Below are 9058 nucleotides of genomic sequence, written 5' to 3'. Positions count from 1 at the left end.
AGGTCGGCGAGCACGTCGAAGGGGTCACCGGCACGCATCGGCAGCAAGGCCCCCTGCACCACCTCGCTCACCACCGCGTGGGCTGCGAACAGCGGCACGACCACCCGCGCGGGCAGCCCGGCGACGAGAGCCAGCGCCGTCGGCACGAGGAACACCAGCACGTGCACGACCTTGTCGGCATGGGCGAACACCGGCAGACCGCCGGGTTGCGCGGGCGCGTAGAGCACGACGAACTGGGCGAAAACCGCCGCGACGAGCAGTCCGAGCAGGACCCTGCGCCTGTGCGCCGGCGTCACGCACCCTCGCGGGCGGCGACGGCGGCGCCCACCGCGTCAGCCACGACGGTGCTGACGTCAGGGTGGAACACGCTCGGGATGATGTAGGTGGCGTTGCGCTCGTCGTCGCGCACGACGTCGGCCAGGGCATCGGCGGCAGCGAGCAGCACGTCCATGTCGACGTGTGACACCCCGGAGTCGATGAGCCCGCGGAACACGCCGGGGAAGACGAGCACGTTGTTGATCTGGTTCGCGAAGTCCGACCGACCGGTCGCGACGACGGCCGCGTGCCGCGCGGCGATGTCGGGGTCGATCTCGGGGACCGGGTTGGCCATGGCGAACACGATGCTGTCGGGCGCCATCGACTCGACGTCGGCCTCGGTGATGACGTCGGGTGCGGAGACACCGAGGAACACGTCGGCGCCCCGCATGGCCTCGGAGAGGGTACCGGTGACGTCGTCCGGGTTGGTGTTCGCCGCGATCCACGCGTGGTTCGGGTGCTCCCCCGAGAGCACGTCCGCCCGACCGCGGTGGACGACCCCGTCGACGTCGGCCACGACCACGTGCTGGGCGCCGGCGTGCAGGAACAGCTTGAGGATCGCGGTCCCGGCAGCGCCCGCCCCGCTCATGACGAGCCGGACGTCCTCGAGGCGCTTGCCGACGACACGCAGGGCGTTGCGCAGCGCCGCCAGCGCCACGATCGCCGTGCCGTGCTGGTCGTCGTGGAACACCGGGATGTCGAGCTCGGCGCGCAGCCGGGCCTCGATCTCGAAGCAGCGCGGCGCCGAGATGTCCTCGAGGTTGATCCCGGCGAACGCGGGCGAGATGGCCTTGACGATGCTGATGATCTCCTCGGTGTCGGTGGTGTCGAGGCAGATCGGGAAGGCGTCGATGTCGGCGAACCGCTTGAACAACGCGGCCTTGCCCTCCATGACGGGCAGCGCGGCGAGCGGGCCGATGTCACCGAGCCCCAGCACGGCGGTGCCGTCGGTGACGACGGCGACGGTGTTGCGCTTGATGGTCAGCCGGCGCGCGTCGGCGGGGTTCTCGGCGATGGCCAGGCAGACCCGGGCCACCCCCGGCGTGTAGACCATCGACAGGTCGTCGCGGGTGCGGATCGGTACCTTGGACTCCACCGACAGCTTGCCGCCGAGGTGCATGAGGAACGTGCGGTCCGAGACCCGGCCGATCTCGACACCCTCGACCTCGCGCATCACGGCGACGATGGCGTCGGCGTGCTCGGGGTCGTGGGTGAGCATCGTCATGTCGATGCGCACCTTGGTCGCGCCGGATGCCGTGACGTCGAGTCCGGTGACCACCCCGCCGGCCTTCTCGATGACGCCTGTCATCTCGCTCACGGCGGTCGCGCGCGCCGGGAGGGTGAGGCGGACGGTGACGGAGTTGGCGATGGAGGGGCTCGACGGCATACCGGTGATTGAACCTCCTACCGACAGGTAGATCGGAATCTGCGTCCATGTCGATCCGGTCGGCCTACAGTGACGCCCATGTTCGACCACGTGGAAGTGACCGGAACCGGTTCGGCGAGCGCCGTCCCCGACGTCGTCGTCCTCGACGCACGGGTCAGCTGTGATGCCCCGGACGTCGCGGGCGCGCTGGCGAAGGCGTCGGAGCGAGTATCCGCAGCCCTCGCCGCCGCGAGCGAGGCCGGGGTGGCCGCCGCCGACCGGCAGAGCACCGGCATGGGGGTGAACTCGCGGTGGGACCACGAGGGCCGAGGGGTCATCGGCTACAGCGCGTACCAGAGCCTGCGCCTGCTCGTGCGTGACCGCGACGGGGTCGGCGACCTGATCAGCGCCTTGGCGCGGGCGGCCGGCGACTCCTTCGGGCTGGACGGCGTGCGCCTCGAGGTCGCGGAGAAGGCACCGCTGGTGGAGCAGGCGCGCGCCGCGGCGTTCGCGGATGCCGTCCGCACGGCCACGCAGTACGCGCAGCTCGCGGGGCGCCCCCTGGGGCAGGCGGTCAAGGTCATCGAGGGTGGCAGCGGCCCGGGCCCGGCACCCAAGATGCGCGCCATGGCGGCGATGGACTCCGTCGGTGGCATGCCGGTCGAGGCCGGCGAGCACACCGTGACCGTCACCGTGACGGTCCGCTTCGGGCTGGGCTGAGCACCGTGGGGTGGGTCGACGCACTCGGGTGGTTCGGCTCGGCGCTGCTCATCTACTCGCTGCTCCAGGCGCGCATCCTGCGGTTGCGCATCCTCAACACGGTGGCGTGCCTGATCCTCATCGTGTTCAACCTGATGATCGGCGTGTGGCCGATGGTCGCGATGAACGTCGTGCTGGCGGCGATCAACCTCTACTTCATCATCAAGCTCCTGCGCGAGCGCACGGACGACCAGGCGTACGCCGTGCTCCCGGTGCGCGAGGACGACGCCTACCTGACGCACTTCCTGCACGTTCACCGGGCGGACATCGACGCCTACTTCCCCGGCTTCACCGGCGGTGTCCCGCACGGCCGACTGACCTACCTCGTGCAGAACGGCGACGAGACGGCTGGGGTGATCGTCGTGCGGGATGCCGGCAACGGCACCGCGCACGTCGAACTGGACTACGTGACCCCGAGATGGCGTGACTTCTCACCGGGCGAGTTCGTCTTCCGGCAGTCGGGGCTGTTCCGGGACCGTGGCTTCACCGAGGTGCTGACCCCGCCCGGGATGGTCGGCCCGTACTACGAGCGGCTCGGCTTCAGCCGCGTCGGTGACCGGTTCCGACTCGCCGTGAGCTGAACGCACCTGAGACGGCGATCACGTCCGCAGGGGCGCCCCCAGGGTGACCTGAACGGGTGGACGGGCCTAGGATGAACAGGTACTACGCGTCGTAGTATCCGCTCACAGGAGGCGCCACGATGGCCCAGGTCCCGTTCGTCCACGACTTCTCCACCGGCAGCATGGACATGAAGGACCTGCTGGGCGGCAAGGGCGCCAACCTCGCGGAGATGACCCGACTGGGCATTCCCGTGCCGCCGGGCTTCACGATCACGACGCAGGCCTGCCGTGCGTTCCTCGAGCTCGGCTCCGTTCCCGCCGAACTGTTCGAGGAGGTCGACGAGCACCTGGCCCGACTGGAGGCCACCATGGGGCGGCGCCTCGGCAACGCCGCCGACCCGCTGCTGGTCTCGGTCCGCTCGGGTGCGAAGTTCTCGATGCCCGGGATGATGGAGACCGTGCTCAACATCGGGCTCAACGACACCTCCGTCGAGGGCCTGGCCGCGCAGACCGAGAACCCCCGCTTCGCCTGGGACTCCTACCGGCGCCTCGTGCAGATGTACGGCAAGACCGTTCTCGACCTCGACGGGGACCGCTTCGAGGACGCCATCGACGCCGCGAAGGCCGCCAAGGGCGTCACCGCGGACGTCGACCTCGACGCCGATGACCTGCGTGCCCTCGTGAGCACGTACAAGTCGATCATCGAACAAGAGGCCTGCTCGCCGTTCCCGCAGGACCCGCGCGCCCAGTTGCACGGCGCCATCGTCGCCGTCTTCAACTCGTGGAACTCGCCCCGTGCGATCCTCTACCGCCGCCGCGAGCACATCCCCACCGACCTCGGCACCGCCGTCAACGTCCAGGCGATGGCGTTCGGCAACCGCGGCTCGGACTCCGGCTCCGGCGTCGCGTTCACCCGGGACCCCTCGACGGGGGCCGTCGGCGTCTACGGCGACTACCTCCCCGACGCCCAGGGTGAGGACGTCGTGGCCGGCATCCGCAACACCCTCCACCTGGCCGACCTGGAAGGCCTGGACAAGGCCAGCTACGACCAGCTTCTCGACATCATGGCCCGCCTCGAAAGCCACTACCGGGACATGTGCGACATCGAGTTCACCATCGAGCGCGGCCAGCTGTGGATGCTCCAGACGCGGGTGGGCAAGCGCACCGCCGAGGCGGCCTTCCGCATCGCGGTCGACCTCGTCGACGAAGGCGTCATCACCGAGGAAGAAGCCCTCCTGCGCGTCACCGGGGACCAGCTCGCGCAGCTGATGTTCCCGCACTTCGACCCGCAGGGTGCCCGCTCGCTGCTCGCGAAGGGCATGAGCGCGTCCCCTGGCGCGGCCGTGGGGGTCGCCGTGTTCGACTCGGAGGCCGCGGTCCGCCTGGCCGACGCCGGCACCCCGGTCATCCTCGTGCGCCGCGAGACCAACCCCGACGACCTGCACGGCATGGTCGCGGCGGCCGGCATCCTCACCAGCCGTGGCGGCAAGACGTCCCACGCGGCGGTCGTAGCCCGCGGTATGGGCCGCACCTGCGTGTGCGGCGCCGAGACCCTCGAGGTCGACACCAGGACCCGGCAGTTCACCACCCCCGACGGCACCGTCGTGCGCGAGGGAGACACGATCTCCATCGACGGCTCCACCGGCGAGATCTTCGCCGGTGAGGTCGCTGTTCGCCCCTCACCCGTCGTGCGGTACTTCGAGGGAACCATGAGCGTCGAGGAGGGTGGCCCGCTCGTGGCCGCCGTCGACCGGCTCATGACGGTCGCGGACCGCCACCGCCGCATGCAGGTGCGGGCCAACGCCGACAACGCCGAGGATGCCGCCCGCGCCCGCCGTTTCGGCGCACAGGGCATCGGCCTGTGCCGCACCGAGCACATGTTCCTCGGTGAGCGGCGCGAGCTCGTCGAGCGCCTCATCCTCGCCGAGGGCCCGGCCGAGCGCCAGGCCGTCTTCGGGGAGCTGCTGCCCCTGCAGCGAGCCGACTTCATCGAGATCTTCGAGGCGATGGACGGGCTGCCGGTCACGGTGCGTCTGCTCGACCCGCCGCTGCACGAGTTCCTCCCCGACTTCACCGAGCTGTCGGTCAAGGTCGCCGTCGCCGAAGCCACCGGCCGTGAGCACGACACCGACTCGCTGCTGCTGCTCGCGGTGCAACGCCTGCACGAGGAGAACCCCATGCTCGGGCTGCGTGGTGTGCGCTTGGGCATCGCGATCCCGGGGCTGTTCGAGATGCAGTCGCAGGCCATCCTCGAGGCGGCCGCGATCGTCGCCGAGCGGGGCGGCCATGCGCGACCCGAGATCATGGTCCCGCTCGTCGGTGCCGTCGAGGAGTTGCGCACCATCCGTCTCGAGATCGACGAGGCCGCGCACGAGGCACGGGTCAAGCACGCCGTCGACCTCGAACACCTCGTCGGCACGATGATCGAACTACCCCGGGCCGCGTTGACGGCCGGGGAGATCGCCCAGGCTGCCGACTTCTTCTCCTTCGGCACCAACGACCTCACCCAGACCACGTGGGGCTTCTCGCGCGACGACGTCGAGTCCAGCTTCTTCTCACGCTACATGGAGGCCGGCATCCTCGGGTCGTCGCCGTTCGAGAACATCGACCGTGACGGCGTCGGGCGACTCGTGCGCATCGGCACCGACGAGGGACGGCGCACCAAGCCGGGGCTCAAGGTCGGCGTGTGTGGCGAGCACGGCGGCGACCCGGCCTCGGTGCACTTCTTCGAGGAGCGCCGGCTCGACTACGTCTCGTGCTCACCGTTCCGCGTTCCGGTGGCGCGGCTCGAGGCGGCCCGGGCTGTGCTGTCCGGCCCGGCGTCCTGAGTTACCCCCTCCCCCTCCCCTCCGGCCGGGCCCGCTCGGCCCGGTCGAGGGTCACCTTGACCCGGTGGCCGGTGATGACCGCGGCGAGCCAGGCCAGGCCGACGAGCCAGCCCGCCATGACATCGGTCAGCCAGTGGTGGCCCAGCCACACCCGGGACAGCCCCATGGCCACGACGAACACGACGACGACTGAGGCGACGAGGATCCTGCTGCGCAGGTGCCGGCGCCCGAGCATCACCAGGTAGGCCGACAGGCCGAGCACGACGGTGGCGTTCAGGGTGTGTCCCGACGGGAACGACGGCGACGTCTCGAGGGGCGGCACCGCGTAGATCACCGGGGGTCGCGCCCGGGCCGTGAGGTCCTTGCCCAGCACGGTGATGAGCACCGACCCGGCTGCGGCGATGAGCATGAGGACCACCGGCAACCAGGACCGGCGACGCACGGCGAGAGTGATGACGATCGCCGCGGCGATGAGCGGCATCCCCACCGTGCCGCCGAGGTCGGTGAAGTGGGTGACCCACTGCTCACTGGCGGGGGTGCGGCTGTTCACGGCGGCCTCGAGGACCGGCTCGTCGAGCGCGGCCAGCCCGTCGTTCTCCACCACCGCCTCGTAGACCTCGGCCGAGAGCACGGTCGCCCCGAGCACGATGGCCCCGCCGATGACCGTCGTGAGGACCAGGGCGAGGTTCGCCAGACTCCAGCGCCAGACGCGGCCGAGCACGATGACGACGCGGGCGATCGCGGCCACGAGGTGCTGGCCGGCCCGGGTGGGCCACTGCCCCAGGTCGCGATCACCGATCCGCTCGAGCTCGGGGGGCCCGCTGCCGGGGTCTGACGAAGGCTGGGGCGTTGTCGCGGCGGGCATACGGGCATTGAACCACCGCGGAATCAGGTGGGCTCACGACAGCTGCCAGGCCGGATCGGTCGACAGGTCGACGTTGAGCCACACGGTGTACCGCTCCGACGCCAGGCTCTCGACGAGCGCGCGGCGCAGCACGTCGATGTCCGCGACGTCCCACGTGCCCGGCGCGACGACGTGGTCGACCTCGACGTAGAGGCGTCCCCCGGTCTTCGTCATCCGGACCACCGGATCGGGCAGGCCCGCCGCCCAACAGGTCTCGAGCACAGCGGCCCGGGCGGGGACCTCGACGTCGGCCGCCGGCCGCATCTCCAACAGCTCACGCGACATGGTGCGCAACAACCTGATCGGGGTCGGCAAGATGGCCAGGCCGATGATCAGCATCAGGACGGGGTCAACGTAGGCCACCGCGACGTCGCGCGCGTCACCGTCGGGCAGCACCGCGACGACGCCGAAGCCCACCAGAATGCCGAAGGACAAGAAGGTGGCGTTTCGCCAGCCGATGAGCTCGGTGCGGACCAGGTCGTCGGTCGACCTCGCGCCGCCCAGCGCCCACCAGAGCGCCAGGCACAGCGCGGTGGACACGGCGGCGTACATCACGGCCGACGACGCCGACGCCTCGTCACCGCCCGAGGCGATGACCATGACCGAGTCGGTGAGGGCAAAGATGATCAGCGCGAGCCTGGCCAGCCCCTGCCCGCCCACCACCAGCGGGATCAGCGACTGGCGACCGTACGGGTACTGAGGCGTCTCGGGACGCGACGCCGCCCGCGCGGCGATCAGGCTCATCACGCTCAGGACCAGACCGATGATCGCCGACACACCGTCGAACACGATGACGCGCGAGCCGGCCAACAGTCCCCACACGACGGCCAGGACTGCGGCGACGACGCCAGCCACCACTGACAGCCGCAGCATTCCTTCGCTGCGGTTGGGCTCGGCGTCGCCGGCTGTTCCAGAAGACATCCCGAGGTCCTCCTCGACGGTGTTCGGCAGGATCTCGTGGGATCGACTCTGACGCGATGGCACCGTGTCAGCCGTGGTCAGTTTCTCTGGTCGCCACGAGTCTAGACGTGGCCGCTCGTGCCCGCGCAGGAGACACCTGACCTGCTGATGCATGCAGGTAAGGAGTCTTCTGAGGACTGAGCAGCGTGGGAGCGAGACCGTGGTGGAGGTGGCGGGAACTTCCCCCCGATGCCGTTGACCTGCTAATTTGTGCCTGACCTCAACCGCATGTCAGCCATGTGACAGAATCTAGGCGGCGGTCGCTGCTGGCCCGAGGTCATTGGTTGGCCTGATGCCGGGAGACGGTGAAGCGCTCAAGGGCAGCGTCATCCTGGTCACCTCCTTCGAATCCTGTCACCCCGACTGTCGGGTTGGGCCCCTGTGTGGTTCCCCCCGAATCCAGCGGCGGGCGACGGCATCCGGTTCGTCCCTGACGTCGACGGCGGCGCAACAGCATCCCCTTCGGCCCTTGCGGAGTGGGCCTACAGTGGACATGAGCGATGGCCCACCGTGGTGTCGGTGGGCCATCGCTATCGATGACGCGTCAGGTGTAGCTGGGGGAGCATGCCGAGCAATTGGTCGATGACAGTTGCGGTCATGCGGCCGAGGGGAGCCGAATCCTGGAAGGTGGTTTCCGCTGTCGCGCCGGGCGGGTGAGGCGGTCCGCCGGTGCAAGTGCGCGTTGTGGCTGCGGAGGTGAGAACTGACACCGTTTGCAGGTCGGATCGGACACCACTAGGGCCGAGATGTGGGGAGAAATGTAGGTCTCATTCGACACCACTGCTCTTCCCGCGGGGGCTCGCGACCGGGATCAACGCCAAGGGTGATTTGGCGACATCAGTCAAGCCCGGCCCACGTAGGAACTAGCCCATCGGTAGGCCGTGTTGGTCAGCCTCCGTGAGGTATCGCTGAGGGCGCAGCGGGCCACGTTGGGGGGATCAGGTGATGCGCGTGTAGATGATGTAGTTGAACGTCCAGTCCACGGTCGCGGTGCCTGTGGCGCCGCCAAGCTTGATGGGGAACTTCCACGCCCCGGTGAACTTGTACGAGGTGCCGGTGGATTGGCCGGAGCAGGACCAGTGGAACAGGTAACTCACCGCGACCCCCGGCTTGTTGTAGCTGCAGTTCACGGGACTGCGAACCGCTGATGCCGTGGTCACGGTGCCGTTGGCGGCAAGGACGAGGGCGGAGCTCAGCGAGAAGGAGAACGCTGTCGGGTAGCCCGTCTTGAAGGTCGTCTGAGCGGTGAAGTACGAGTTCGTGTCACGCCGCGCATACGACGGCGCTGTCGGCGTGAACGTTTTGGACCCGAAGGCTACCGCTGCCGTGGTGATGTCCTTGCCCTGCCTGCTTCGGCAGTCGCTTC

8 protein-coding genes are annotated in these 9058 nt (G+C 69.5%); 3 read left to right on the top strand and 5 right to left on the bottom strand.

Annotation, left to right across the window (positions count from 1 at the left end):
• Window positions 1-296, bottom strand: a 296-nt coding sequence (locus PLL68_RS10425) for a VanZ family protein (RefSeq protein WP_324533819.1), incomplete at its 3' end; no start/stop codon positions are given.
• Window positions 293-1702 carry an NAD-dependent malic enzyme gene (locus PLL68_RS10420; RefSeq protein ID WP_324533817.1) on the bottom strand — a complete coding sequence of 470 codons (1410 nt, stop codon included), beginning with the start codon at window positions 1700-1702 and terminating at the stop codon, window positions 293-295. The genes PLL68_RS10420 and PLL68_RS10425, both read right to left, overlap by 4 nt.
• Before the next feature lie 78 nt (window positions 1703-1780).
• Here PLL68_RS10420 and PLL68_RS10415 point away from each other — a divergent pair, with 78 nt between their 5' ends.
• The 3 genes from PLL68_RS10415 to ppdK all read left to right on the top strand — a co-directional run bounded on the left by PLL68_RS10415 (window position 1781) and on the right by ppdK (window position 5828).
• Window positions 1781-2401 (top strand): SIMPL domain-containing protein, encoded by a 621-nt coding sequence (locus tag PLL68_RS10415; protein WP_324533814.1) that lies wholly within the window; start codon window positions 1781-1783, stop codon window positions 2399-2401.
• 5 nt (window positions 2402-2406) lie between these two features.
• A complete protein-coding gene (locus tag PLL68_RS10410) occupies window positions 2407-3021 on the top strand; it encodes a YgjV family protein (protein ID WP_324533812.1) in 615 nt (204 codons plus the stop codon).
• Window positions 3022-3140: 119 nt separating this feature from the next.
• On the top strand, window positions 3141-5828 hold the full coding sequence (gene ppdK / locus PLL68_RS10405) for a pyruvate, phosphate dikinase (protein WP_324533810.1): 2688 nt from the start codon (window positions 3141-3143) through the stop codon (window positions 5826-5828).
• Window position 5829: 1 nt separating this feature from the next.
• Here ppdK and PLL68_RS10400 read toward each other — a convergent pair whose 3' ends face one another.
• From PLL68_RS10400 to PLL68_RS10390, 3 genes are all read right to left on the bottom strand, one after another.
• Complete coding sequence (locus PLL68_RS10400) at window positions 5830-6693, bottom strand: phosphatase PAP2 family protein (protein WP_324533808.1); 864 nt, start codon at window positions 6691-6693, stop codon at window positions 5830-5832.
• A 33-nt stretch (window positions 6694-6726) separates the two neighbouring features.
• A complete protein-coding gene (locus PLL68_RS10395; RefSeq protein WP_324533806.1) occupies window positions 6727-7653 on the bottom strand; it encodes a cation efflux transmembrane domain-containing protein in 927 nt (308 codons plus the stop codon).
• A 977-nt stretch (window positions 7654-8630) separates the two neighbouring features.
• Window positions 8631-9058: hypothetical protein (locus PLL68_RS10390; protein ID WP_324533804.1), on the bottom strand; the 428-nt coding region annotated here is incomplete at its 5' end.

The organism is Ornithinibacter sp. (genome assembly GCF_035443565.1).
Classification (GTDB): domain Bacteria; phylum Actinomycetota; class Actinomycetes; order Actinomycetales; family Dermatophilaceae; genus Fodinibacter.
This window is presented reverse-complemented; position numbering and strand designations above follow the sequence as displayed.

Coding starts and splice junctions, on each gene's coding strand:
- PLL68_RS10420 (WP_324533817.1), bottom strand. CDS start 1,702: ATGCCGTCGAGCCCCTCCATCGCCAACTCCGTCACCGTCCGCCTCACC.
- PLL68_RS10415 (WP_324533814.1), top strand. CDS start 1,781: ATGTTCGACCACGTGGAAGTGACCGGAACCGGTTCGGCGAGCGCCGTC.
- ppdK (WP_324533810.1), top strand. CDS start 3,141: ATGGCCCAGGTCCCGTTCGTCCACGACTTCTCCACCGGCAGCATGGAC.
- PLL68_RS10400 (WP_324533808.1), bottom strand. CDS start 6,693: ATGCCCGCCGCGACAACGCCCCAGCCTTCGTCAGACCCCGGCAGCGGG.
- PLL68_RS10395 (WP_324533806.1), bottom strand. CDS start 7,653: ATGTCTTCTGGAACAGCCGGCGACGCCGAGCCCAACCGCAGCGAAGGA.